The organism is Selenomonas sp. oral taxon 149 str. 67H29BP (genome assembly GCF_000146365.1).
Classification (GTDB): domain Bacteria; phylum Bacillota; class Negativicutes; order Selenomonadales; family Selenomonadaceae; genus Centipeda; species Centipeda felix.
Genome location: NZ_GL397087.1, coordinates 429,472 through 454,362, shown reverse-complemented (window position 1 = coordinate 454,362; position 24,891 = coordinate 429,472). Strand labels below are relative to the sequence as shown.

General features: G+C 57.6%; 22 protein-coding genes and 1 tRNA gene. 22 read left to right on the top strand and 1 reads right to left on the bottom strand.

The genetic code is table 11. The annotated features are described in order from the left end of the window. The first annotated feature begins 281 nt into the window (after nucleotides 1–281). From HMPREF9166_RS02255 to HMPREF9166_RS02230, 6 genes are all read left to right on the top strand, one after another. Complete coding sequence (locus HMPREF9166_RS02255) at nucleotides 282–1,826, top strand: TerB N-terminal domain-containing protein (RefSeq protein ID WP_009442417.1); 1,545 nt, start codon at nucleotides 282–284, stop codon at nucleotides 1,824–1,826. After that, on the top strand, nucleotides 1,813–3,138 hold the full coding sequence (locus HMPREF9166_RS02250) for an ATP-binding protein (protein ID WP_009442416.1): 1,326 nt from the start codon (nucleotides 1,813–1,815) through the stop codon (nucleotides 3,136–3,138). The genes HMPREF9166_RS02255 and HMPREF9166_RS02250 overlap by 14 nt, the downstream gene beginning before the upstream one ends. Then, entirely contained in the window at nucleotides 3,135–5,390 is a 2,256-nt protein-coding gene (locus HMPREF9166_RS02245; protein ID WP_009442415.1) for a DEAD/DEAH box helicase, read from the top strand. Before HMPREF9166_RS02250 ends, HMPREF9166_RS02245 begins: the two co-directional genes overlap by 4 nt. A gap of 15 nt (nucleotides 5,391–5,405) precedes the next feature. Then, nucleotides 5,406–5,490 (top strand) — tRNA-Leu (locus tag HMPREF9166_RS02240). Between the two features lie 211 nt (nucleotides 5,491–5,701). Next, complete coding sequence (amrA, locus tag HMPREF9166_RS02235) at nucleotides 5,702–7,099, top strand: AmmeMemoRadiSam system protein A (RefSeq protein ID WP_009442414.1); 1,398 nt, start codon at nucleotides 5,702–5,704, stop codon at nucleotides 7,097–7,099. Between the two features lie 35 nt (nucleotides 7,100–7,134). After that, a complete protein-coding gene (locus tag HMPREF9166_RS02230; RefSeq protein ID WP_009442413.1) occupies nucleotides 7,135–7,953 on the top strand; it encodes a class I SAM-dependent methyltransferase in 819 nt (272 codons plus the stop codon). A 59-nt stretch (nucleotides 7,954–8,012) separates the two neighbouring features. On the opposite strand, the gene HMPREF9166_RS02225 is transcribed toward HMPREF9166_RS02230, so the two are convergent. Next, nucleotides 8,013–8,225, bottom strand: coding sequence for a DUF1858 domain-containing protein (locus tag HMPREF9166_RS02225; protein WP_009442412.1), 213 nt, complete (start codon nucleotides 8,223–8,225; stop codon nucleotides 8,013–8,015). A 219-nt stretch (nucleotides 8,226–8,444) separates the two neighbouring features. Between HMPREF9166_RS02225 and ychF the strand changes: the two genes are divergently transcribed. The 16 genes from ychF to lexA all read left to right on the top strand — a co-directional run bounded on the left by ychF (nucleotide 8,445) and on the right by lexA (nucleotide 24,853). After that, nucleotides 8,445–9,551, top strand: coding sequence for a redox-regulated ATPase YchF (ychF, locus tag HMPREF9166_RS02220; RefSeq protein ID WP_006691359.1), 1,107 nt, complete (start codon nucleotides 8,445–8,447; stop codon nucleotides 9,549–9,551). 151 nt (nucleotides 9,552–9,702) lie between these two features. Further along, nucleotides 9,703–10,656, top strand: a complete 954-nt coding sequence (locus HMPREF9166_RS02215; protein ID WP_039981535.1) for a magnesium transporter CorA family protein — start codon at nucleotides 9,703–9,705, stop codon at nucleotides 10,654–10,656. After that, on the top strand, nucleotides 10,653–10,877 hold the full coding sequence (locus HMPREF9166_RS02210) for a hypothetical protein (RefSeq protein ID WP_009442409.1): 225 nt from the start codon (nucleotides 10,653–10,655) through the stop codon (nucleotides 10,875–10,877). The genes HMPREF9166_RS02215 and HMPREF9166_RS02210 overlap by 4 nt, the downstream gene beginning before the upstream one ends. A gap of 63 nt (nucleotides 10,878–10,940) precedes the next feature. Further along, a complete protein-coding gene (locus HMPREF9166_RS02205; RefSeq protein WP_009442408.1) occupies nucleotides 10,941–11,729 on the top strand; it encodes an enoyl-CoA hydratase/isomerase family protein in 789 nt (262 codons plus the stop codon). Nucleotides 11,730–12,134: 405 nt separating this feature from the next. Beyond that, a complete protein-coding gene (gene nifJ, locus HMPREF9166_RS02200; protein ID WP_009442407.1) occupies nucleotides 12,135–15,662 on the top strand; it encodes a pyruvate:ferredoxin (flavodoxin) oxidoreductase in 3,528 nt (1,175 codons plus the stop codon). Nucleotides 15,663–15,854: 192 nt separating this feature from the next. Continuing rightward, nucleotides 15,855–17,174 (top strand): dicarboxylate/amino acid:cation symporter, encoded by a 1,320-nt coding sequence (locus tag HMPREF9166_RS02195; protein WP_039980858.1) that lies wholly within the window; start codon nucleotides 15,855–15,857, stop codon nucleotides 17,172–17,174. Between the two features lie 29 nt (nucleotides 17,175–17,203). Then, nucleotides 17,204–17,992, top strand: coding sequence for an NYN domain-containing protein (locus tag HMPREF9166_RS02190; protein WP_337956953.1), 789 nt, complete (start codon nucleotides 17,204–17,206; stop codon nucleotides 17,990–17,992). A 225-nt stretch (nucleotides 17,993–18,217) separates the two neighbouring features. After that, nucleotides 18,218–18,691, top strand: a complete 474-nt coding sequence (locus HMPREF9166_RS02185; RefSeq protein WP_009442404.1) for a hypothetical protein — start codon at nucleotides 18,218–18,220, stop codon at nucleotides 18,689–18,691. A 20-nt stretch (nucleotides 18,692–18,711) separates the two neighbouring features. Continuing rightward, the gene (locus tag HMPREF9166_RS02180; RefSeq protein WP_009442403.1) at nucleotides 18,712–19,347 is read left to right on the top strand and encodes a hypothetical protein; all 636 of its coding nucleotides are present in this window, start codon (nucleotides 18,712–18,714) and stop codon (nucleotides 19,345–19,347) included. Nucleotides 19,348–19,474: 127 nt separating this feature from the next. Continuing rightward, nucleotides 19,475–19,747 (top strand): ACT domain-containing protein, encoded by a 273-nt coding sequence (locus HMPREF9166_RS02175; RefSeq protein WP_009442401.1) that lies wholly within the window; start codon nucleotides 19,475–19,477, stop codon nucleotides 19,745–19,747. Between the two features lie 51 nt (nucleotides 19,748–19,798). Next, a complete protein-coding gene (locus tag HMPREF9166_RS02170) occupies nucleotides 19,799–21,124 on the top strand; it encodes a PFL family protein (protein WP_371137025.1) in 1,326 nt (441 codons plus the stop codon). After that, nucleotides 21,124–21,756 carry an endonuclease III gene (nth, locus tag HMPREF9166_RS02165; protein WP_009442399.1) on the top strand — a complete coding sequence of 211 codons (633 nt, stop codon included), beginning with the start codon at nucleotides 21,124–21,126 and terminating at the stop codon, nucleotides 21,754–21,756. The genes HMPREF9166_RS02170 and nth overlap by 1 nt, the downstream gene beginning before the upstream one ends. Before the next feature lie 27 nt (nucleotides 21,757–21,783). Beyond that, a complete protein-coding gene (locus HMPREF9166_RS02160) occupies nucleotides 21,784–22,233 on the top strand; it encodes an N-acetyltransferase (protein ID WP_009442398.1) in 450 nt (149 codons plus the stop codon). Between the two features lie 12 nt (nucleotides 22,234–22,245). Next, nucleotides 22,246–23,259, top strand: coding sequence for a 3-deoxy-7-phosphoheptulonate synthase (gene aroF, locus HMPREF9166_RS02155; protein ID WP_009442397.1), 1,014 nt, complete (start codon nucleotides 22,246–22,248; stop codon nucleotides 23,257–23,259). Beyond that, the gene (locus HMPREF9166_RS02150) at nucleotides 23,256–24,146 is read left to right on the top strand and encodes a prephenate dehydrogenase/arogenate dehydrogenase family protein (RefSeq protein WP_009442396.1); all 891 of its coding nucleotides are present in this window, start codon (nucleotides 23,256–23,258) and stop codon (nucleotides 24,144–24,146) included. The genes aroF and HMPREF9166_RS02150 overlap by 4 nt, the downstream gene beginning before the upstream one ends. Nucleotides 24,147–24,238: 92 nt before the next feature. Continuing rightward, on the top strand, nucleotides 24,239–24,853 hold the full coding sequence (gene lexA / locus HMPREF9166_RS02145; protein ID WP_039980857.1) for a transcriptional repressor LexA: 615 nt from the start codon (nucleotides 24,239–24,241) through the stop codon (nucleotides 24,851–24,853). Nucleotides 24,854–24,891: the final 38 nt, after the last annotated feature.

Below are 24,891 nucleotides of genomic sequence, written 5' to 3'. Positions count from 1 at the left end.
AAGGCGTTTTAAAATCGCTCCGTTATAGTAATCAATGTAAGCGAGAGAGCGACGCAGAGCATGCTGAACCAAACGCTTACGACCGATTCCGGTGAATCTCCTGCGGTCTTCCCTTCCGCAGGGTTCACATACATTCCCTACATTTCTTTCTCTCTATCGAAAAGCGTCTTCCGCTGCCCGGCGGGAGGCGTATTTTCTTTGTGTGCAATTCTTGCCTTTTCGTTAATTCGTAGTACAATAAAAGGATAGAATCGAACGCATGAACGGGAGGAGGGAGCAATATGGTATGGGAGTGGAGGCCTGCAGACGGCAGGCATACAGGGGGGAATCTCTATGGCGATGAGGCAATCCCGCCGCAGCCGCCGGCGGAGAAAACACCGAAACTGCTCCGTGCCATGCGCTCTCTCGTCAAAACCTCGACGAACTTCTGGCAGTCCCGTTCCGAGCTCTTTCTCAAGCAGGCACGTCTCATGGCGAACTACGAGGACGACTATGACTATCGGGGGACGGTCAATCAGTATTTCCCGACGTATGATTCGCTCACCGATCCAGAGCTGCGTGGGTATTTTACATGGCGGACGAAGGTGCGGCGCGGGACGGTGGAGCGGCGGGGGATGTCCTACGCGGCACTCTACGTCTATGAGCTTTTGGCCCTCGTTGGCTGCACATCGCCGATGGACGCCTATGAGAAACTGCATTCCTTCGGGCAGCGCTATGGTGCTCTTGATCCGCAGATTCTGCGCTACCTCAAGGATTGGGAGCGTGCGCTCATCATCTACTATGGGCTCAGTCCTGCGCTGTTGGAGGAGCATGACAGGGCGGTGCAGGAGCGCAGACAGGATGATGCTGTCTATGTGATGCTGCATCAAGAGGAGCATACGGCAGAGGAGATCATGGCGGCAGTGTGTACGCTTTCCTCGTATCGTTTGGAGCGCTCCAAACTTTATCGTGCACATACGGCGGAAGCGGATGCCATTGTTCTCCGCGTCCTTGCACGTGTCAAAGAATACTACGAGAAACACCGCATTTGCGATTTTTTCTCGGACTGTATCGCACATTCCTGTACGAGGTCGGTGGATCTCTTTGCGTCGGCCGTATTTCATCCGCCGCGCGCGGAGGAGGACCGCATCTATGCCGTGCATCCTCTGCGGCAGTATGAGTGCGCAGGCGGCGCATGGCAGCTGCATTCTTATGAGCGTGCGGATGGTGCGGCGCAGCGTATCGGTGGGCTCCTGCGCGGGGTGGATACGCAGCTGCGCGAGTACTATGGGCTCACGGAGATTCGTCTGCCGCAGCTTCTCAAATGGCAGTGGAAGATCATCCATGAGGAGACAGCAGAATTTTTCGCGGCGCAGCGTGAGATCGAGGCACGCCGCGTTCATTTGGATTTCAGTCAGCTTGACCGCATCCGCGCCGATGCTGCTGTCACCGAGGAGCGCCTGATTGTGGATGAGGATGATGAATTGCTCCCCGTCGCAGGGGAGAACATATCACCTCTTATGCAGGAGCATTCTCCGCAACCCCCTGCAGCGCAGGATGCAGCGGCAGCGCCATATACGAATCCGCAGCAGCAGTATACACCGTCCTCGTCGTCCGTCGATTATGGCCTGACACAGGCGGAGAAGCGTCTCCTCTGTGCACTCCTCACTGGTGGGACGCTTGACTGGGTGCGCGCGGAGGGACAGATCCTCTCCGTGCTCGTGGACAGCATCAACGAGAAGCTGTATGAGGACTTTTCCGATACGGTGATTGAGGGCGAGCCGCCTGCCGTTGTGGAGGACTATCGTGATGAATTGGAAGGGCGGTACAGTCATGGCATCGAATGAAACGCGGAAGGTTCCGCGCCGCATCGCACAGACGCTCATCAATGCGCTCAAGGGGGGCGTTGTGCCGCGTGTCGGGCTTCCCTATATCACGGTGGGGCGTCGGCGTGAGATCGAGGCGCTCCTGTCGGATGTGGATATGATTGCGGAGGGCGGCGCATCCTTTCGTTTTATTATGGGGCGCTATGGGAGCGGCAAGAGTTTCCTCCTTCAGACCCTGCGCAGCTATGTGATGGCGAAGAATTTCGTCGTGGTGGACGCAGATCTCTCCCCGGAGCGCCGTCTCCAGGGGACGCGCGGGCAGGGGCTCGCGACTTACCGTGAGCTGATCCGCAATATGGCGACCAAGACGACGCCCGAGGGAGGGGCGCTCACCCTCATCCTCGACCGCTGGATCAGCCGAATCCAGCAGGAGACGGCGGACGAAACGCCGCCGGACAGTGCGAACTTCTCGGCGGCAGTGGATCGGCGCATCGCTGCGATGATTTACGGTCTGAATGATCTTGTCCACGGCTTTGATTTTACGCGTCTTCTGACGCTCTACTATCATGCTTACCGCGACGGTGACGAGGCACTGCGTGCACAGGTAGCGCGATGGTTTCGCGGGGAGTATACGACCAAGACGGAGGCACGTCATGCGCTCGGCGTGAATATCATCATCACAGATGATGACTGGTATGAGTATCTGAAGCTGTTCGCCGCATTTCTGCGGCAGGCAGGCTACGCGGGGATGCTCATCTTTATCGATGAGCTGGTCAATATCTACAAGATTCCCCATGCGATTACGCGCCAGTATAACTATGAGAAGATCCTCACGATGTACAACGATGCCATGCAGGGGCGCGCCAAGTATCTCGGGATGGTTCTCTGCGGCACGCCTGCCTGCATGGAGGATACGCGCCGCGGCGTATACAGCTATGAGGCGCTGCGCTCGCGCCTTGCCGAGGGGCGCTTTGCAGGCGAGCACCGCGATCTGCTCTCGCCCGTGATCAAGCTGTCGCCCCTGACACATGAGGAGATGCTGGTGCTGGTTGAAAAGCTGTCAGGCATCCATGCGGAGCTGTACGGATACGAGACGACCGTCACGCAGGAGGATCTGGCGGACTTTATCCGCATCGAGTTCGGGCGCATCGGCGCAGATGACCACATTACGCCGCGTGAAGTGATTCGTGACTTCATTCAGGCACTGGATATCATCTATCAGACACCGACGCTCAAGATGGCAGATCTGCTCCTGTCAGAGAACTTTTCCTATGCCGCCAATGCGGTGGAGGGGGCGGAGGTCAGCGCGCAGTTTGCGGAGTTTGATCTATGAACGTGTTTGACCGCTATGCGCCCTGTGTCCGTGAGTACATCTACGGGCAGGATTGGCGCAGTCTGCGCGGGGTTCAGGTCGCGGCAGGCGAGGCAATCTTTGGGTCGGAGGAGCACGTCCTCCTCACCTCCTCAACGGCGTCGGGGAAAACGGAGGCGGCGTTCTTTCCGATCATCACCTTGCTGCTGGAGAGCCCTCCCAGCTCCGTCGGCTGCATCTACATCGGCCCGTTGAAGGCGCTCATCAATGACCAATTTGAGCGGCTGACGCCGCTCTGCGCGGCGGCGGGCATTCCCGTGCGGCATTGGCACGGCGATGTCGGCCAGACGCACAAGGCGCGGCTGATGAAGCATCCGTCGGGCATTCTGCAGATCACGCCCGAGTCACTTGAGGCGCTCCTCCTGCATCGGCATGCGGCGATTCCGAAGCTCTTCGGCGATCTGCGCTTCGTCGTGATCGACGAGGTGCATTCTCTCCTGCGCGGGGATCGCGGCGGGCAGACGCTCTGCCTGATCGAACGTCTTTCGCGTATCGCCGGTGTGCAGCCGCGCCGCATCGGGCTGTCGGCAACCATCGGCACGCCCGCAGAGACGGGGGCGCTGCTTGCGGCAGGGACGGGGCGCGGGACACTGGTGCCGGAGATCGCGGCGAAGGGGAGTCGCTGGCGGCTTTCCATGGAGCATTTCTACGTACAGGACACACAGGCGGGAGAAGGACGTACGGATATTGATCTGCCCACCGTGCCGGATGTACCGACCGATATGGCACCGGAGGGGGCGGATCCGGGGATTGCCTATATTTTTGAGCATACACGCGGGAAAAAATGTCTCGTTTTTGTCAATTCGCGCGAGGAGTGCGAGGCCGTGACGAATACCCTGCGCTCATATTGCGAGCGCAGGCATGAGCCGGATCGGTTCCTCATCCACCACGGCAATCTCTCGGCCACCTTTCGTGAGACGGCAGAGGCGCGTATGAAGGATGAGGAGAGCTGTCTCACGACGTGCACGACGGCGACGCTTGAGCTCGGCATCGACATCGGCAGACTTGAGCGCGCGTTTCAGATCGATGCGCCGTGGACGGTGTCGTCCTTCCTCCAGCGCATGGGGCGAACGGGGCGGCGCGGGCAGCCGCAGGAGATGCACTTTGTCGTGCGCGAGGATGTTCCCGACGCACGGGCTCTCCTGCCTGCGACGATCCCGTGGAAACTCCTGCAGGGCATTGCCCTGATCCAGCTCTATCTTGAGGAGCGTTGGGTGGAACCGCCGCGCCTTCATCGTCTCCCGTTCAGCCTCCTCTATCATCAGACGATGAGCACACTCGCCTCCTGTGGAGAGCTCTCTCCGCGCGCACTGGCGGAACGGGTGCTCACACTGCCTGTTTTCACGCGCGTGACGCAGGAGGACTATCGCACGCTCCTGCGCCATCTCCTGCAGGAGGAACATATCCAGCGGACGGAGCGCGGCGGACTGATCGTCGGGCTGGCAGGGGAGCGCGTCGTGCAGTCCTATCGCTTTTACGGTGTCTTTCAGGAAAACGAGGAGTACACGGTTCGCTGTGAGTCCCAAGAGATCGGAACGATTGTCACACCGCCGCCGGTCGGTGAGAAAATTGCCATCGCGGGACATGTATGGCGTGTACTGGAGGTGGACCGCAAGCGGCATCACGTCTACTGTGAAATGGTCAAGGGGAATGTGCCCGCGTATTTCGGCGAGTGTCCCGGGGACATCCATACGCATATCCTGCATCGGATGCGGCAGGTGCTCGCCGAGGATCTTCTCCCTCCGTATCTGCTGAAAAATGCCGCAGCGCGTCTCATGGGGGCGCGGAGGGCGGCACAGCATTCAGGGGCGGCACGGGATGTACTCATACCGTTGGGCGGAGCGATGTATGCACTCCTGCCGTGGCTCGGCAGCTATGCCTTCCTCGCGTTGGAGCGATTTCTGCGAATCCGTTGTGCCGCGCGGCTTGGCCTGCGTGGGCTGGAATCCATGCGGCCGTATTTTATGCAGTTTACGATGAAGGCGTCTCCTGCCGATTTTTTCCGCATTCTCGCGGAGGAGGCTGCGGCAGACTTTACGTCGATGGAGCTCCTCTATCCGGATGAGGTGCCTGTGTTTGACAAATACGATGAGTATCTCCCTACGGAACTGGTACGGCGCGGATTCGCGGAGGGCGTGCTGCATACGGCGGAGATGCGGGAAACCGTTCTCTCGTGGCGGGGAGCGCGGATTGACAGTATGGCGCGTGCATGATAGAATGATTTCTATGCGGATGTGGCGGAACTGGCAGACGCGCTGGACTTAGGATCCAGTGCCGCAAGGCGTATGGGTTCGACCCCCTTCATCCGCACCATTTTGGCTTATCGGAACCGCTGACGGGATCGTGGTCAGTGCTTCCTTTCCTTTGTCCTCGTGGGTTCGCTGCAGGGTCATGTCGTCTTCTTTTCCTTGGCAGGACGAAGCCGCACCCATGGTGCACAGTTCCTTCCGACTGCAGTGCAGTCGGTATTTTTTTAGGTTGATAAGATGAAGTCCATCATTCGTTCTATAGGAGTGTGAATATTATGTCTGTTCTTGCTGCTTATGCTGTACCGCATCCGCCGCTCATTCTTCCCGCGATCGGCGCGGGACGCGAGCAGGAGATTGCGCACACCGTCGCCGCCTATCGTGAGGTCATGCGTGCGGCGGCAGAGCTCCGTCCCGATACCGTTGTTGTCATCAGTCCGCATGCTGTCGTCTATGAGGATTACTTTCATATCTCACCGGGAGAGCGTGCGGAAGGAAATTTTGCGGCATTTGGACATCCCGCGATCTCTGTCGGTGTCGACTATGACGAGGATTTCGTACGGGCGCTTGCCGCGACGGCGATGGATCACGATATTCCGGCGGGAACCCTCGGTGAGCGGGTGCCGGCACTCGATCACGGCACGATGATTCCGTTGGCCTTTTTGAGCGATTATCTCGGAGATGCGCCGGTCAAGGTGGTGCGCATCGGTGTTTCGGGGCTGTCGGCGTATCTGCACGCGCGGCTCGGTCAGTGCATTGCTGCCGTGGCAGAGCGACTGGGGCGGCGCACGGTGTGTATCGCGAGCGGCGATCTCTCGCATCGGCTCAGTCCTGCGGCACCGAATGGTTTCGCCGCGGAGGGACCGGAGTTTGACCGCCTTTGTACGGCGTTTATGGGGGCAGGAGATTTTTTCTCCCTGCTGCAGATTCCGGGGAGCTTTGCCGAGACGGCAGGGCACTGTGGGCTGAATGGCCTCTGGGTGCTCGCCGGAGTGCTCGACGGCAGTGCGATAGAGAGCCGTCTCTGCAGCTATGAAGGCCCCTTCGGTGTCGGCTATGCAGTGGCTTCCTTTACGGTCACGGGAACGGATGAGAGCCGCGACTATACGGCACAGCTTGTTCGTGCGGAGGATGCGGCGATGGAGAAGCTGCGTGCATCGGAGGATATGTATGTACGTCTCGCGCGGGCGAGCGTGGAGCACTTTGTGCGGACGCATAGCTATGCCGCTCTGCCGCCGGATATGCCGGAGGAGCTGACGGAGGGACGTGCGGGGGTTTTTGTCTCCATCAAGAAATATGGCAAACTGCGCGGCTGCATCGGGACGTTTCTGCCCGCACAGCAGAGTCTCGCCGAGGAGATTCTCTACAATGCAGTCTCGGCAGCGGCACACGACAGCCGATTTGAGCCGATTGCCGTGGAGGAACTGGATCGTCTCGTCTACAGCGTGGATGTGCTCAGTACGCCTGAGCCGATCACGTCGGCAGAGGAACTGGATCCACATGTCTACGGCGTTATCGTAAAAAGCGTGGCGGACCGTCGGCGCGGACTCCTGCTGCCCGATCTCGCGGGGATCGACACGGCGGAGCAGCAGATCGCCATTGCACGGGAGAAGGCACACATCATGCCGAAAGAGCCGATTTCCCTCGCACGATTTACCGTCATTCGGCATCATTGAACAGGAGCATTTCGCCGCGTGAGAGGAGTATTTGGATGGGAGATAAGCCGGACTTTTCCTTTTGGAATGCCTGGTGGAAGGAGAAATTTCACGAACGTACGGAGCACATACGGGCGAATCCGCAGGTGGATTACTGGGACAAGCGCGCACGGGATTTCTCCGCCATGCGCCGCAGCAACGATTATGACTACGGGCGGAAAACCTATGCGGCACTGCGGCACATTCTGAGCGCGGACACGACGATGCTCGATATCGGCGCAGGACCCGGCTCCTTTATTATTCCCTTTGCCGAGAAGATCAAATTTGCTGCGGCAGTGGAACCGTCGCACGAGATGGTCCGCCTCCTGCGGGAAAATGCCGCTGCGGCAGGAGTGTCCAACTATGCGGTGATAGAGGAGCTGGTGCAGGATCTTCCCGTCGGCGGGGCACTTGACCGCGCGTTTGATCTCGTGACGGTGTCGCTCGTCTTCTGGATGTATGCGGATGTATGGCCTCTCATCCTTCAGATGGAGGCATATACGAAGGCATACTGCGCCATCGTTGCCGAGATCCCCGACAAGAAAAACCCGCGCTCGGCGAGCAGCTGTGACGTGGAGGAGTTCCAGATTCTCTACAATATGCTTGCTGCGCAGGGACGGTTTGCCAACGTGCGCACAATTGACTATCGCTGTGAGCGCAGTATTGAGGATGAGCTGCGGTATCGGCTGCTCGCCTATGAGCAGTATGAGGGCGATGTCACGGATGCCGTGCGTGAGGAGCTGCACCGTGCCGTCTGTACGGAGGCAAAGAACGGAAAATGCACTGTTGCGACGCGCTCGGCCGTGATTTGGTGGGATGTGCGGGAAATGCTCTAACAACTGCATCAAAAAAGCCGCCTCGCTGTCGTGAGGTGGCTTTTTCGTATGTATTTTGCTTACTGTGCCGCGGCTGTCTCGCCGACCGTCTCGTTGAGTTTGTCGATAAGCGCGTCGATGTCGATGCCGTGTGCCAGTGCGCCCTGCTCGATGTTTTCGAAATGTGCTGCCGCGCAGCCGAGGCAGCCCATGCCTGCGTTCATCAGAACCTCGACCGTGTCGGGGTACTTCTGCACAATCTCGATGATGCTCATATCTTTGGTAATCGCCATAATGACCTCCTATGGGAAAATACAGTGAAAGCAAGGGAAATATCCTTGACTTTTTCACATTATAGCACAAGATATAAAAATTGAAAGTACCATTTGCAACATATACGTCCATGCTGTGAAGAAAAGCGTCGGAAAACTGTGTTGGAATTGACCTGTGCATGGGTTGTGTGCTATAACATAACGTGTATATCTGTCATAACGTGTTTTGGAGGAATATCTGTGAGCAACCTTGAAGTCGGAATCGTCGGTCTGCCGAATGTGGGGAAAAGCACGCTGTTTAACGCGATCACGAAGGCGGGCGCAGAGGCGGCGAACTATCCGTTCTGCACGATTGAGCCGAACGTGGGCGTCGTGGCCGTACCGGATGCGCGCCTCAAGGTGCTGACGGATCTCTATCATTCCAAAAAGACGACGCCCGCCAGTGTGCGCTTCGTCGATATTGCAGGGCTTGTGAAGGGCGCCTCGAAGGGCGAGGGGCTGGGCAATAAGTTCCTCGAGCACATCCGCCAAGTGGATGCTGTCGCCCATGTGGTGCGCTGCTTTGAGAGCTCGGACATCACGCATGTAGAGGGCGGCATTGACCCGCTGCGCGATATTGACATCATCGAGACGGAGCTGTGCCTTGCCGATCTGGAGGCGGTGGAAAAACGCCTGGTCAAGGTGACGAAACTCCTGAAATCGGGGAGCAAGGAGGCAAAGGCGGAGCACGCGGCACTGGAGCGCCTGAAGGAGGCACTCGATGCGGGGCGGCCTGCGCGCGAGGTGGAGCTCTCCGAGGAGGAGCAGGGGATCCTGCGCGATCTGAATCTCCTCACGCGCAAGCCCATCCTCTATATCGCGAACGTCGGCGAGGATGAGGCGGCGACAGCGGATGCGGAGAATCCCCATGTGCAAAAGGTGAAGGAGTATGCTGCACGTACGGGCGCGCAGGTGGTGACGGTATCGGCACGCCTCGAGGAGGAGATCGCCGAGCTCGATGACGAGGAAGCAGCGGCGTTCCTCGAAGATCTTGGTCTTGCGGAGAGCGGGCTGGATCGCCTGATCCACGGTGCGTTTGCCCTGCTCGGCCTGCAGACATTCCTTACGGCGGGAGAGGATGAGTGCCGTGCGTGGACGATTACGCGCGGAACGACCGCGCCGAAGGCGGCAGGAAAGATTCACACGGACTTTGAGCGCGGGTTCATCCGTGCGGAGATCGTGAACTATGACGATCTCGTCTCGCTCGGCAGTGTCGCGGCAGCGCGTGACAAGGGTCTGGTGCGCCTTGAGGGCAAGGACTATGTCATGCGCGACGGTGATGTGGTGAATTTCCGTTTTAATGTTTGAGCGTAATTTCTGAGCACGATGAAAGGAAGTGAAGAGCATGGACGATACACCTTTGCAGCCTCCGCCGCATACGTGTATTTTGTCCTCCCTTCGCTGCGCAGCTATGATGCTGTGACAGTGGGGGAGGATGATCGGAAAGGAGCGTTCTCCCTTGCTGCAGATTTATAAATCCATGGAATCCGGCCCGCTGCAGGAGCTGTCACTCAAGACGCTGTCCAAAGGGGCATGGATCAATATCGTCAATCCGACGCCGTACGAGCTGAAGGTCGTCAGTACCCTCACGGAGGTTGATCCCGATTTCCTGCGTTCCGCTCTCGACGATGAGGAGCGTTCGCATACGGATGTTGAGGATGACTCCGTCATGATCCTGACCAATGTCCCCGTCTATCGCGGCGAGGACAGCTACGATACACTGCCGCTCGCGATCATCCTTACGGATGAGCATGTCATCACCGTCTGTCTCGAAGAGACGCCCGTCATCGCGGAGTTCAACGAGCGGACAGCGAAGATGTTCCGCACGTACAAGCGGACGCGGTTCCTCTTTCAGATTCTCTATAAATCCGATGTGTTCTACCTGCGCTATCTGCGGCAGATCAGCAAGCTGACCGAGGAGATCGAGGATCGGCTGCGGCACGATATGAAGAACAGCGAAATCCTGCGCCTGCTGCAGCTGCAGAAGGGCCTGACGTATTTCAATGCGGCACTGCGCTCGAACGGAGCGGTGCTCGACCGCTTGATGCGCCTGCGGACGAATACCTCCCTCCATCATATCTTTCGCATGTATGAGGAGGACGAGGATCTTCTGGAGGATGTCATCATCGAGAACAAGCAGGCGCGTGAGATGGCGGATCTATACAGCACGATCTTGGCGCGCCTTGCCGATACGTTTTCGTCCATCGTCTCGAACAATCTGAACCTCGTGATGAAGTTTCTGACCGCGATTACGATTATTCTCGCCATCCCGACGGTGATCTCAAGTTTCCTAGGGATGAATGTGCCGGTGCCGTATCAGGATGATCCGACGGGCTTTTTGCGCGTACTCATCTTTGCTGTCTGCGTATCGACGCTGGCGGTCTACCTGCTCTGGCGGAGGGATATGTTTTGATACGCGAAGCACAGCTGGATCGCGGCATCATCTTTGGTGATGCGCATACGGCGGAGTATGTCTATATGCCGGGCAGCGAGGTCGGCGTGGAGTATCCTGTCTACGTGTACGAGAACGGCTCCGAACGTCGAGACATTGATCTCGCGGAGGCACTGCACCTCATCCGCGTGCGTGACCTGCGCCCGACCACACATCCGCTCCTTGGCAGGACAAGCTGCTGAGAATGTCCCGTGCGCTGCCCGAGCGGGACATCGTCCTTTGTGTATTCCGATAGGAGGTTTCCCATGGATCAGCATATCAAGCAATCCATTCAGGATGGGATCGCGCAGATCGTTATGGATCGTCCCGCATCAAATAATGCACTGGACGCGCAGATGTTCCGCGATTTGATTGCGGCTGTGGAGCATTGTGATACGGACGAAGCGGTGAAGGTGATCATCCTTACGGGCGCGGGCAGGAATTTCTCTGCAGGCGGCGACATCAAGGAGATGGCGACCTTTTCATTCATCAGCTATGAACTCTCCATGCTGACAGGGCAGGCGTCGCTTGCTCTGCGAAAGTGCCGAAAACCTGTGATTGCGATGGTGAACGGCACGGCTGCGGGCGCCGGCTGCGGCCTCGCGCTCGGCGCAGATTTCCGCATCATGACGGAAGGGAGCTGCCTGCTCACAGCGTTCTCGAACGTCGCCCTGCCCGGGGACACGGGCTGCATTTATCATCTACATCAGATTGTTGGACTCGCGAAGACGATTGAGCTCATGGCGTTGAGTACCCCCGTCTATGGTGAGGAGGCACTGCGTCTCGGACTGGCCACGCGGGTCGCTGCCGCAGGAAAACTGGAAGAGGAAACGCGTGCCTTTGCCATACAGCTCCTGCGCCGTCCTCTTGGTGCCATCGCCATGCAGAAACAGCTTTACTATGAGGTTTTTTACCGCGACTATATGGCATACAGCCGCATCGAGGCGGAAAATCTCGGGAAGGCGGGTGCCTCTGCGGATCATCGTGAGGCTGTGACAGCATTCTTGGAAAGACGCGAACCGCGCTTTAATCAGAAGGAAACAGAAACGAAATAGGGTGTTCGGATGCTTGCATCATAAAAAACAATGATAGAACACCGTAATATCGGAGATACAAAGCACCTGTCTTGTTTACAAGGCGGGTGTTCCGTTGTATAATAAACAGAAAGTATAGAATTGATACTTCTCCATAGATATTGTTTCTCGTTCGACGGAGGGGAAGAAATTCTTTGCTCATGTGTATATATTTTAATATTCGATGAAGTGCAGAAGCATTTCTAGGGAATCGCTGATAAAACAGTCTCTCAGATTGGCGTAGATTTTTTGTCCGATTGAGCAGCAAACCGGACGCATAGCAAGGGCTATGTGGAGGATTTGCTAACGATAAGCGGGCGAAAAAGATGCGTCAAGATGGTCGTGCCGAATTTATCGGCGCTTCTCTAAAGAGAGGAGAGCAGTACTATGGCAAAAAAGATGAAGACGATGGACGGAAATACCGCCGCGGGCTATATTTCCTATGCCTTTACGGACGTGGCAGCGATCTATCCGATCACGCCCTCGTCGCCGATGGCGGAGTATGTCGACAGCCTTGCTGCCAAAGGAATGAAAAATATCTTTGGACAGAAGCTGCGTCTGATTGAGATGCAGTCGGAGGCCGGTGCTGCAGGTGCTGTCCACGGGTCTCTGCAGGCGGGTGCGCTGACGACAACCTACACAGCATCGCAGGGGCTTCTGCTGATGATCCCCAATATGTATAAAATTGCAGGTGAGCTGCTGCCGGGCGTGTTCCACGTCAGTGCACGCGCCATTGCCGCCTCCTCGCTGAACATTTTCGGCGACCATCAGGATGTCATGGCAGCGCGTCAGACAGGTGTCGCCATGCTCGCCGAGTCGAGCGTGCAGGAGGTCATGGATCTCTCTGCAGTAGCGCATCTCGTCGCCATCAAGGGACGTGTGCCGTTCATCAACTTCTTTGACGGATTCCGCACCTCGCATGAGATCCAGAAGATCGAGGTCGTGGACTATGCTGACCTCGCGAAGATCCTCGACTGGGATGCCGTTGAGGCGTTCCGCCGCCGTGCGCTCAACCCGGATCATCCGGTGGTGCGCGGCACGGCACAGAACCCTGATATCTACTTCCAGGGGCGTGAGGCGGTCAACCGTTACTATGATGCCATTCCTTCCCTCGTTGAGGAAGCAATGGCACAGATGGCAAAGATCACAGGTCGTGAGCACCATCTCTTTGACTACTACGGCGCACCTGATGCGGACCGCATCATCATTGCGATGGGCTCGGTCTGCCAGACGGCGGAGGAGGTCGCAGAGTATCTCAATGCACAGGGCGAGAAGGTCGGACTGCTGTCCGTTCATCTCTATCGTCCGTTCTCCGTCGAGCATTTCTTCAAGTATCTCCCGAAGACGGTGAAGAAGGTTGCTGTCCTCGACCGCACGAAGGAGCCGGGTGCCCTCGGCGAACCGCTCTACCTCGATGTCAAGGCGGCGTACTATGGCTCAGGCATGGATCCCGTCATCGTCGGCGGCCGCTATGGTCTCGGCGGCAAGGATACGACGCCGGATCAGATTTTTGGCGTCTACGAGGAGCTGAAGAAGAACGAGCCGATGCACGGCTTTACGCTCGGCATCGTCGATGATGTGACGAACCGCAGCCTGAAGCCCGCACACAGAGATGTCAACCTCACGAAGGAGGGGACGACGGCGTGCAAGTTCTGGGGACTCGGCTCGGACGGCACGGTCGGCGCGAACAAGAGCGCGATCAAGATCATCGGCGACAAGACGGATATGTATGCGCAGGCATACTTTGCCTACGACTCGAAGAAGTCGGGCGGCATCACGATGAGTCACCTGCGCTTTGGCAAGTCGCCGATCATCAGCCCGTATCTCATCAACCGTGCGGACTTTATCTCCTGTTCGCAGCAGTCCTATGTGCGTCAGTATGACCTGCTCGCAGGACTCAGAAAGGGCGGCACGTTCCTGCTCAATACGTTCTGGTCGGATGAGCAGCTGGATACGCATCTGCCCGCATCAATGCGCCGCTTTATCGCACGCAACGACATCCAGTTCTATACGGTGGACGCCGTTCATATCGCGCGTGAGCTCGGACTTGGCGGACGCTTCAACATGGTCATGCAGTCCGCGTTCTTCAAGCTCGCCAACATCATTCCGCTCGACGATGCAGTCAAGTATCTCAAGGATGCGGTTGTCACCTCCTACGGCAGCAAGGGCGAGAAGGTCGTCAACATGAACAATGGTGCGATCGACAAGGGCATCGAGGCGCTGCACCGCGTCAATGTTCCTGATGCGTGGAAGGATGCTGTGGACGAAGAGGTGCCGGTCAACGAGAAGACGCCTGCATTCATCACGAACGTCCAGAATGTCATGAATCGTCAGGAGGGCGACAAGCTCAAGATCTCCGAGATCCTCAGCATGGAGGACGGTACGTTCCCCGTGGGCGGTACAGCCTATGAGAAGCGCGGCACGGCGATCTCTGTCCCCGTATGGCGCCCTGAGAAGTGTATTCAGTGCAACCAGTGCTCCTTTGTTTGTCCGCATGCGACGATTCGTCCGATCCTGACCACGGACGAAGAGCTTGCGGCAGCACCTGAGGGGATGCAGTCTGTGAAGTCGCGTCCCGCAAAGGGAATGAACCTCACCATCGCCGTTTCGACACTTGACTGCCTTGGCTGCGGCAACTGTGCACAGGTCTGCCCGGGCAAGGCACTTGATATGACCCTGCTCGATGACAAGCTCCGCGATGCGCAGAAGTACTTTGACTACGGTGTCGATACGACGAAGGTCGCGGTCAAGAATGTCCCGATGAAGAAGACAACGCTGATCGGCTCGCAGTTCGAGCAGCCGCTCTTTGAATTCTCTGGGGCGTGCGCAGGCTGCGGTGAGACACCGTATGCCAAGCTCATCACGCAGCTCTTTGGAGACCGCATGATGATCGCCAATGCAACGGGCTGCTCCTCCATTTGGGGCGCCAGTGCACCTGCCATTCCGTACACGAAAAACCAGAAGGGCTGCGGTCCTGCATGGGCGAACTCCCTGTTCGAGGACAACGCAGAGTATGGTCTCGGTATGCTGCTCGGCACAAAGTCGGTACGTGAGTCGCTCGCTGCCGCTGTGACGGAGGCACTGGAGGCCAAGAAGGGCTCGGCGGAGCTCCAGGCGGCGATGCAGCTCTGGCTCGAAAAGCGCAACAGCGGTGAGGGAACGCGCGACCGCGCCGACCTCCTGCGCGAGATGCTCGAGAAGGAGAAGGGGACGGACGAGCTCCTCTGCCGCATCTACAGTGACAACGACTACTTTGTCAAGCGTTCGCAGTGGGTCTTCGGCGGTGACGGCTGGGCATACGACATCGGCTACGGCGGTGTGGATCACGTGCTCGCCTCGGGCGAAGACATCAACATCATGGTCTTTGACACGGAGGTTTACTCCAATACGGGCGGTCAGGCGTCGAAGTCCACGCCGGCGGCGGCGATTGCAGAGTTTGCTGCAACGGGCAAGAAGACGAAGAAGAAGGATCTCGGCATGATGGCGATGTCCTATGGCTACGTCTACGTTGCCCAGATCGACATGGGCGCCGATCAGAATCAGGTGCTCAAGGCGATCAGCGAGGCGGAGGCATATCCGGGCCCCTCGCTCATCATTGCGTACTCGCCGTGCATCAATCACGGCATCCGCAAGGGCATGGGCTGTGCTCAGCTTGAGGGCAAGCTCGCCGTGGAGTGCGGCTACTGGGCGAACTATCGCTACAACCCGCAGCTTATCGAGACAGGCAAGAATCCGTTCAGCCTCGATTCGAAAGAGCCGGACTTCTCGAAGTTCCGTGAGTTCCTGCTGGGTGAGAACCGCTACATCAATCTCCAGCGCAGCTTCCCCGAGGCGGCGGATGCACTCTTTGAGAAGACGCAGAAGGACGCGGAGACGCGCTACAACAACTACAAGAAACTTGCAGGTAAGGCATAAGGACGTACCGGATTTTCTCGTACACTTTGCTGCTCCTGCGGAGAAAAACTGCCGTGCTGTCACGGCAGTTTTTACTTGACATATCATTAACATAGAAATATAATATGCAAACAATGTTTTTGAAGATCGATGATCTGCTCAGCATCATCGTATCAGCGATTTCTTACATCTTGGGATATGGAGGGATTCTCTATGGCAGATCAACATAAACATACGCCGCATGATGAGGTGGAGCAGCAGGCGCAGGCCGCGCTCTCTGCCGCGAAGCTCAGTGGGCAGAAGCGTCAGCTCGCGCTGTGGATCGCGGCACTCATCGTCGGTGGTATTCTTGGCTGGGCGAACGTGCCCGCACTGAACGACCTGTTCAGCTTTATCGCAACCGTCTTTACGCGCCTTTTCCAGTTCGTCGCCGTGCCGACGATTGCTCTTGCCGTCATCACGACGCTTGCCGCGCTTGGGACGAAGCGCGACACGGGGCGCATCTTTGCCCACGCCGTCACCTACACACTGCTGACGACGATCTGTGCGGCGGCGGTCGGACTAGCACTTTTCCTCTGGCTCGCACCTGCGAACCTGCCCGCCGATGTCGTCGGCGCGGGCGCATCGGATGTGCCGGGCAAGCTGGAGGGGCTGTCCTACTACGATCACTTTCTCTCCATCGTGCCGAACAATGTGCTCGCTCCGTTTGTCTCGGGCAACGTCCTCTCGGTCATGCTCGTTGCGGCTGCGGCGGGGCTCGGACTTGCCTTTGCCCCCAAGACGGAGAACCGTGAGATGCTCCTCAAGGGGATTCACGGTCTGCAGGAGCTGCTCTTCACGCTCATTCGCGCGCTGATCACTGTCCTGCCTGTGGGAATTCTCGCCTTTGCCGCACAGCTCGCGGCACAGATTGAGGCGGGTGTCATCATTGGCTCGCTCGGTGTCTATACCGCGGTTGTTATCGGCGGCAATCTGATTCAGTTCTTCGTTGTCATTCCGTTCTTCCTCGCTGTACGCGGCCTGAATCCCGTGCGCGTGTTCCGCCAGATGATGCCGGCGGTCGCGGTCGCTCTCTTTACAAAGAGCTCGGCAGGTACGCTCCCCGTGACACCCGCTTCTGCCGAGCAGCGTCTTAAGGCGCATCCTTCGGTGACACGTTTCGTCCTGCCAATCTGCACGACAATCAACATGAACGGCTGTGCTGCGTTCATTCTCGTGACCTCGCTCTACGTCATGCAGAATGCAGGGATGGAACTCTCGCTCGGCACGATGATCAGCTGGCTCTTTATCGCCGTGCTCGCCGCCGTCGGCAATGCGGGCGTTCCGATGGGCTGCTATTTTCTGACGCTCTCTCTCATGGCGTCGATTGGCGCACCGGTCGGGCTCATGGGGGTCATCCTGCCGATCTACTCGATCATCGATATGATTGAGACGGCGGAAAATGTCTGGTCGGATTCGGCTGTCTGCGCGATCACAAATCACGACCTTGAGGGAACTCTGTCGGACGAGGATGTGCCGGTTCCAAGCGTGTAAGTAAAAATATCATAGAACTGTTCTGCTGCGTGCGGAACAGTTCATTTTTAAAAAGAAGGAATCAGGCGTTCGCAAGTAGAATAAAAGAGGTATGGCAACACAGGAGTGGAGTTTTGCGACACATACAGCAGAGGAGCATCCTCATGAAAATACACGCTTTTATCGATGCAGAGAATATCAGTCAACGCCTGTTTATCGAGGGATGCAGCCGTCTGCAGGAAGATCATGAGCTCGTTCAGATCGATGTATTTGGAAAAGTCTGTCCCAAGTGGGCTGCTGGACACAACTACGTGCGCGCCTTCGTCGGAAAAAATAGTGCCGATACCTTTATGACGGCGGCCATTGTACGTGCAATCTACGAAGAAGCGGAGATCGGCGGGGTCGCCATATTTTCCCATGATCGGGATTTTCTGCCCGCCATCAAGGTAGTGACAGAACATAAGAAGCGCGTTTTTATGGTGGCGGCGCGTCAGATGCGTGAGGAACATCTCAAGCGGCTGGCGATCGACCTCGGACTGATTGACCGCATTGACATTGATCCCATGGGCGCCCACCTCGTATGTCATGCGATGCTTTCGTCCAAAGAGTTGAAAAAGTTGCAGGCGTATGATATGACGACGTGTTTTCTCAAGACACAGAGCGGGCTGCTCGAAGTCCCATTTGCACGCGGGATCGATATGAATCTCTTCTGCCGTCTCATCCCACTCACGGAGATACGGAAAGGGTATGGGAAAACGCGAAAAATGAAGGATATACTCGCCGAGAGTCACCTTTGTGTCCAACAGAATCGGGTGTATATCGACATAGATCGACTCTAAGGAATCACGGATCATCAGAGTTTTCCCGTTATTTACGGGGAAGGGGGACCGCATAAGCGGTATAAAGGGCACAAGAAAAACGGGCGAAAAAGATGCGTCAGGATACTTGTATGGAGTTTATCCGTGCTTCCCTAAGATATGAAAAGCCTCTGAAAGGAAATATTCAGAGGCTTTTCAGCGTTTTATCCTATATTTTTATTAATAACAAAATAAGGAGAGAACGTGATGATTTTTTACAGCAAAATCGCAGGATTGGCTCTTGGCATCAGTTTCCTCGGTATGACCGCTGTGCAGGCGTCGGTGCCGCAGGATGCGCTCGCTGCCGGCGGGATTGCATACGGTGCGTCGGAGAGCTATGTGCGCAGTATTTACGGCGCGCCGCGCGAGGTGGAGACGAAGTATGACTCCATGTACGCGGGCAGTCATGTGACCGAGTGGGAGTACGGCAGCGATTTTGACATCATCTTTGTGGACGGCGTCGTTCGGCAGATTGAGGTCGGTGCGCGCAACGGCATCTATACGCAGGATAACATCACGGTCGGCAGTGATCTGAGTGCACTGATTGCGGCATACGGGCAGCCGGATGTGATCCATGGGGACGACTACATCTACCGCGTGGATGGGGATAACAGCGTCGGTCTTACCTTTGAAATCGAGCACGGCCGCGTTGCCGAGTTCTGCGTGGGCACAATCCGCTGAGGGAGAGATGGTCGGTGAAGATGCGAAAGAACGCAATGTATGCGGGAATTGCCATCGCAGGAGCCGCAGCTGTTCTTACCGCCTATTCTATGTTTCCGGGCTGTGCGGAAGAACCGCAGGACGGTACGCATAGCGGACATGTACCGATTGCACGTGAGTCTGTCAAAAAGACGTTGATGGCGGATGATGCGGCAAAGCGTGAGGCACAGCTGCTTCGCCAGCACCGTACAGAGGAGCAGACCTCGGCCGTTCGGCTGGAACGCAAATCACTGCTCCTCGGCGGCATCGCGTACGGTGCGGGGGACGCAGAGGTGCGTGCCAGCTATGGAACACCGCAGGAGACGACATCGCAGAAATCCATGCGCTATGCGGGCAAGGATATCGTTGCCTGCAGATATGAGGATGGCCTTCTCGTCGAGACGGTGGACGGTACAGTGCGCATGGTGCGCGTACGGTCGCACAATACCATTGCCTCCGGCAAGGGCGTACGCATCGGCACGCCCGTCGAGGAGCTGCGGCGTGTCTACGGCGAGCCGAGCATGATTTATGGAAAAGACTACATATATTTCTTCGAGGAGGATCCCACGGTCGGATTTTCCTTCTCCATCACAGACGATCATGTGTCGGAGATGCGGATGGGCGATCTGGGGCTTTGATGCGGCATGGACAGCACGTTGCAGTGTGGTTCATGCCGTATTTGCATTTGACGCTGTCTGTCTTTTTTGATATGATGCAGGGGATATTGCATAGCCCATGTGGGCAAATGGATGAGGAGTGGCAAAGATGAAGCTGGTTGTAACGATAGTCGGACGGGATCAGGTCGGTATTGTGGCGATGGTGAGCGGGATTCTTGCCGAGCAACGCGTCAACATCATGAATGTGAACCAGAATATTATGGACGGTTTTTTCAACATGGTGATGATTGCCGAGATGCCGGATGATGCAGAGATCAAGCTCAAGGAGCTGCAGGAGATTCTGCGGAAGAAGGGCGAGGAGCAGGGACTCGAGATCAAGGTTCAGCATCAGGAGATTTTCCAGGTCATGCACAAGATTTGAGCAAGGAGCGGCAGATTGATTACATTTGAGAACATCCGTGAAACCAATCGGATGATTACGGAAAACCGCCTCGATGTGCGTACCATTACGATGGGAATCTCCCTGCGGGACTGTGCCCATCCAAATCTCGAGAAGTTCTGTCAGAATGTCTATGAGAAAATCACGCGCTCGGCGGAGTATCTCGTTCAGACGGGCGAGGACATCGAGACGGAGTACGGCATCCCCATCATCAATAAGCGTATCTCGGTCACGCCCATCGGGATTGCAGCGGATGCGTGTCAGACGGATTCCTTCGTCCCTGTGGCAGAGGCGCTCGACCGCGCGGGCAAGGCGGTCGGGGTCAACTTCATCGGCGGATTTTCGGCACTCGTCGAAAAGGGCATGACGCACGGCGACCGCGTGCTCATCGACTCCATTCCGCAGGCGATGGCAGCGACGGATATTGTCTGCTCGTCGGTCAACATCGGCTCGACGAAGGCGGGCATCAATATGGATGCTGTGCGCGAGATGGGCGATGTGATCAAGCGCACGGCGGAGCTGACGCGCGAGCAGGAGGCGCTCGGCTGCGCCAAGATCGTCGTGTTCTGCAACGCACCCGGAGATAATCCCTTCATGGCGGGCGCTTTCCACGGTGTTGCCGAGGGCGACCGCGTCATCAATGTCGGGGTCAGCGGCCCCGGTGTGGTCAAGCATGCCCTTGAGGATCTGAAGGGCGCGGACTTCACGGAGATCGCCGAGACAATCAAGCGTACGGCGTTCAAGATCACGCGCGTGGGACAGCTCGTCGCGCGTGAGGCGTCACGCCGCCTTGGCGTCCCGTTCGGCATCATCGATCTCTCTCTGGCGCCGACCTCGGAGGTCGGAGACAGTGTGGCGCGCATCTTGGAGGAGATGGGGCTCGAGGCGTGTGGGGCACCCGGTACGACGGCGGCACTCGCACTCCTCAACGATGCAGTCAAGAAGGGCGGACTGATGGCGACCTCTCATGTCGGCGGCCTGTCAGGGGCGTTTATTCCCGTCAGTGAGGATGAGGGCATGATCGACGCCGTTCAGCGCGGCAGTCTTTCCATCGAGAAGCTCGAGGCGATGACCTGTGTCTGCTCGGTCGGACTGGATATGATCGCGATTGAGGGCGATACGCCTGCCAGCACGATTGCCGGCATCATTGCGGATGAGGCGGCGATCGGCATGGTGAACAACAAGACGACAGCGGTGCGCGTCATTCCCGTGCCCGGGAAAAAGGTGGGGGAGACGGTCTCCTTCGGTGGGCTCCTAGGTTACTCGCCCATCGTCCCCGTCCGCAGTGCCTTCAGCTCGGCGGCGTTCATTGCACGCGGCGGGCGTATCCCGGCGCCGACGCGCGCCCTGACGAACTGATGCGCGTCACGAAGGCCGTTAAGGTGGAGCAGCTGCGTATCCTGCGGTCCCTCTATCCGAATGCAAAGCCCGCACTCACATTCCAGACGCCGTTCGAGCTCCTCATCGCCGTCATCCTTTCGGCACAGTGTACGGATGCACGCGTCAATGTGGTGACGGGACGGCTCTTTCCAAAGGCAAATACGCCTGCTGCGATTGCTGCGCTCGGACAGGCCGCACTTGAGGCGGAGATTCATGACTGCGGATTTTTCCGCATGAAGGCGAAGCACATCATAGAGACCTGTCATATCCTGCTGAATGACTACGGCGGCGAGGTGCCGGCGGACTTTGAGGCGCTGCAGAAGCTCCCGGGCGTCGGACGCAAGACGGCGAATGTCGTGATGAGCGTTGCCTTTCATACGCCCGCCATCGCCGTGGACACGCACGTGTTCCGCGTGGCGAACCGCCTGCGCCTTGCGGTCGGTACGACGCCGCTCGAGGTGGAGAAGGGGCTGCAGAAGGCGATTCCACGCGCGGATTGGAGCGACGCACATCATTGGCTGATCCTGCACGGCAGACAGGTCTGCAAGGCGCGCAAGCCGCACTGCGATACGTGTGCTCTCGCAGCAGTCTGCCCGAGCAGCACGGCATAGGATACGGGGAAGAGAGGAGGTATATGCGTGATCTATCGCAAGGCGAAATTTGACGACGTTGAGCCGATCTATCAGCTCGTACGGGACTATGCGGCGCAGGGGGATATGCTGCCGCGCTCGCGCAATACGCTCTATGAGAACCTGCGCGATATTGTCGTCGCTGAGGAGAACGGTACCGTCGTCGGTGTCGGGGCACTGCGCATCATGTGGGATCGTCTCGCCGAGGTGTGCATGATGGCGATTGCACCGACGCATATACGACAGGGGATCGGCGCAGAGATCGTGCGCCGCCTCCTCGATGAGGGGGATACGCTCGGCATTGAGAAGTTTTTTACTCTCACCTACAAGCCGGCATTTTTTGAGACCCTAGGCTTCCTTCGCATCAGCAGGGAGGAGCTGCCGCAGAAAGTTTGGAAGGAATGCATCGACTGCCCCAAGTATCCGAACTGTGATGAAATCGCCATGATAAAGGTATGACGGAGGTACGCTATGATCGTCGTTATGAACGCAGGAGCTACGCAGGAGAACATCGACCATGTGATCGCCAAGATTGAGCAGGCAGGACTGCGCACGCATCTCTCGAAGGGAGAGGACCGTGTCATCATCGGGGTGATCGGGGACAAGCAGCTCATTTCAGGGCTCGAAATGAATATGATGGAGGGCGTCGAAAAGACGGTGCGCATCACGGAGAAGTACAAACTCGTCAGCCGCGAGTTCCACCCCGAGAGCAGCATTGTCTACGTGTCGGGCTTCCCTGTCGGAGGTGAGCAGCTGGCGATCATGGCGGGACCGTGCTCCGTCGAGAGCTACGATCAGGTCTATGACGCTGCGGTCAAAGTCAAGGCGGCGGGAGCACAGTTCCTGCGCGGCGGCGCGTTCAAGCCGCGTACGAGCCCGTACGACTTTCAGGGGCTCGGCGAGGAGGGGCTGAAGATCCTGCGCGATGTCGCGGATAAGACGGGACTCCGCGTTGTTACGGAGGTTGTGGACAAGGACGACATCGGACTCGTCTCGGAGTATGCCGATCTCCTGCAGGTCGGTGCGCGCAATATGCAGAACTTCCAGATGCTCAAGGCACTTGGCAAGACGCAGAAGCCTGTGCTCTTCAAGCGCGGGCTCTCCGCAACGATCAGCGAGTGGCTGAACGCGGCGGAGTATATTGCGGCGGGCGGCAACGAGAACATTATCTTCTGTGAGCGCGGCATTCGTACGTATGAGACCTATACGCGCAATACGATGGATCTCAACGCGATTGCAGCACTCAAAGAGCTGACGCATTTCCCCGTTATTGCCGACCCCAGTCATGGGACGGGTCGGTGGCAGATGGTGCGCCCGTTGGCGCGTGCCTCCGTCGCCGTCGGCGCGGACGGGCTCATCATCGAGGTGCACTGCCGTCCCGAGCTGGCACTTTCCGATGGCGATCAGAGCTTGATCCCGCGCAACTTTGAGATGCTGATGGATGAGGTGCGGCAGATTGCTCCTGCCGTTGGGCGGCGCGCATGACGCGGACGAAGCTTGCCATCATCGGCGTCGGACTGATCGGCGGCTCACTCGGGCTGTGCCTCAAAGAGGCTCTCGGTGACGAGATCTGCATTACAGGGCTCTGCCGTTCGGAGCAGTCCATGCGCGCAGCGATGGACTGCGGTGCAGTGGACTATGCAGGGGCGGATCTGGCGAAGGTAGTCGGGGATGCGGACATCGTGTACCTCAGCCCGCCCGTCCTCCAGATTGTTCCGATGGTACAGAAGATCCTGCCGTATCTGAAACGCGGTGCGATCCTGACGGATGCAGGCAGTACGAAGGGCGAACTCTATCGGCAGCTGCATGAGATCCTGCCGGCGGATATCTACTATATCCCGGGGCATCCGATGACGGGACGCGAAAAGAGCGGCGTAGCGGCGGCGACAAAGGATCTCTTTGCCCATAAGGCGTACGTCATCATCGACGATCCGGCCGTCCCGCAGGAGGTCAAGGAGCGTCTGATGGATGTCCTGCGCCTCACGCGTGCCCGATTTACGACACTTGATCTCGCACAGCACGACCGCTGTGCCGCGGTCATCAGCCATGTGCCGCATCTCGCGGCGGCAGCCCTCGTCACCCTCCTCAACCGCAGCGGGGATGATCTCTCCTCCTGCCTGAAGCTCATCGGCGGCGGGTTCAAGGACACGACGCGCATCGCCTCCTCGAATGCCGATATGTGGGCGGACATCTGCATGACGAACGCGGAGGCGATCACGGATGCCCTGCGCGAGCTGCAGACGATCATGGGGGAGGTCATCACGGCCATTGATGCAGGAGATCGACAGGCGATCCACGACTATTTTTCCGCTTCGAAGGCACGCCGTGACAGTATCCTTCACGATGCAGAGCAGAAATTTGATACGAATTAGTGGAAAATCTTCTCTTACCCCTTTTTTTTAGAACGTATATATGCTATGATATCAATAATAGTATGTATGCGGACCTGTCAGGGGGTATCACGGTGAAGAAGACAAGAATATCCACGCGGCGGCAGTCGGAGATCTTGGACTACATCAAGGAGTTCTTGGTGGAGAAGGGGTATCCGCCCTCGGTTCGTGAGATCGGTACGGCGGTCGGGTTGAAATCCAGTTCGACGGTGCACCGCTATCTGTCGATGCTCGAGGAGAACGGCATGATTCGCCGTGATGCAACGAAGCCGCGCGCGATCGACATCATGGGGGAAAATCCGTGGGGGCGTACGATCCCCGTACCGCTGGTCGGTGTTGTGACGGCGGGCGAGCCGATCCTCGCCGAGCAGAACGTGGAGGATGTATTCTCCTTCCCGCGCGGGCTTCTCGGGACGGCGGAGGATGTGTTCATGCTCCGCATCCAGGGGGACAGCATGATCAACGTCGGCATCTTCGACGGTGATTTCGTGCTCGTGCGTCAGCAGCCGACAGCGAACAACGGCGATATCGTCGTGGCGCTCGTCAACGGTGAGTCGGCGACAGTGAAGCGTTTTTTCCGTGAAAAGACCTGCATCCGCCTGCAGCCCGAGAATGATTCCATGGAGCCGTTCTACGAGACGGATGTCCAGATTCTCGGCAAGGTGATTGGGCTCTATCGTAATATTTGACAGGACACTGGGGAGCACTGTGTAAAATGCACGGTGCT

What these genes read in the sequence shown, in the direction of transcription:
- HMPREF9166_RS02255 (WP_009442417.1), top strand. Translation starts at nt 282, where the DNA reads ATGGTATGGGAGTGGAGGCCTGCAGACGGCAGGCATACAGGGGGGAAT.
- HMPREF9166_RS02250 (WP_009442416.1), top strand. Translation starts at nt 1,813, where the DNA reads ATGGCATCGAATGAAACGCGGAAGGTTCCGCGCCGCATCGCACAGACG.
- HMPREF9166_RS02245 (WP_009442415.1), top strand. Translation starts at nt 3,135, where the DNA reads ATGAACGTGTTTGACCGCTATGCGCCCTGTGTCCGTGAGTACATCTAC.
- amrA (WP_009442414.1), top strand. Translation starts at nt 5,702, where the DNA reads ATGTCTGTTCTTGCTGCTTATGCTGTACCGCATCCGCCGCTCATTCTT.
- HMPREF9166_RS02230 (WP_009442413.1), top strand. Translation starts at nt 7,135, where the DNA reads ATGGGAGATAAGCCGGACTTTTCCTTTTGGAATGCCTGGTGGAAGGAG.
- HMPREF9166_RS02225 (WP_009442412.1), bottom strand. Translation starts at nt 8,225, where the DNA reads ATGGCGATTACCAAAGATATGAGCATCATCGAGATTGTGCAGAAGTAC.
- HMPREF9166_RS02205 (WP_009442408.1), top strand. Translation starts at nt 10,941, where the DNA reads ATGGATCAGCATATCAAGCAATCCATTCAGGATGGGATCGCGCAGATC.
- nifJ (WP_009442407.1), top strand. Translation starts at nt 12,135, where the DNA reads ATGGCAAAAAAGATGAAGACGATGGACGGAAATACCGCCGCGGGCTAT.
- HMPREF9166_RS02195 (WP_039980858.1), top strand. Translation starts at nt 15,855, where the DNA reads ATGGCAGATCAACATAAACATACGCCGCATGATGAGGTGGAGCAGCAG.
- HMPREF9166_RS02185 (WP_009442404.1), top strand. Translation starts at nt 18,218, where the DNA reads ATGATTTTTTACAGCAAAATCGCAGGATTGGCTCTTGGCATCAGTTTC.
- HMPREF9166_RS02180 (WP_009442403.1), top strand. Translation starts at nt 18,712, where the DNA reads ATGCGAAAGAACGCAATGTATGCGGGAATTGCCATCGCAGGAGCCGCA.
- HMPREF9166_RS02175 (WP_009442401.1), top strand. Translation starts at nt 19,475, where the DNA reads ATGAAGCTGGTTGTAACGATAGTCGGACGGGATCAGGTCGGTATTGTG.
- HMPREF9166_RS02170 (WP_371137025.1), top strand. Translation starts at nt 19,799, where the DNA reads ATGATTACGGAAAACCGCCTCGATGTGCGTACCATTACGATGGGAATC.
- nth (WP_009442399.1), top strand. Translation starts at nt 21,124, where the DNA reads ATGCGCGTCACGAAGGCCGTTAAGGTGGAGCAGCTGCGTATCCTGCGG.
- aroF (WP_009442397.1), top strand. Translation starts at nt 22,246, where the DNA reads ATGATCGTCGTTATGAACGCAGGAGCTACGCAGGAGAACATCGACCAT.
- HMPREF9166_RS02150 (WP_009442396.1), top strand. Translation starts at nt 23,256, where the DNA reads ATGACGCGGACGAAGCTTGCCATCATCGGCGTCGGACTGATCGGCGGC.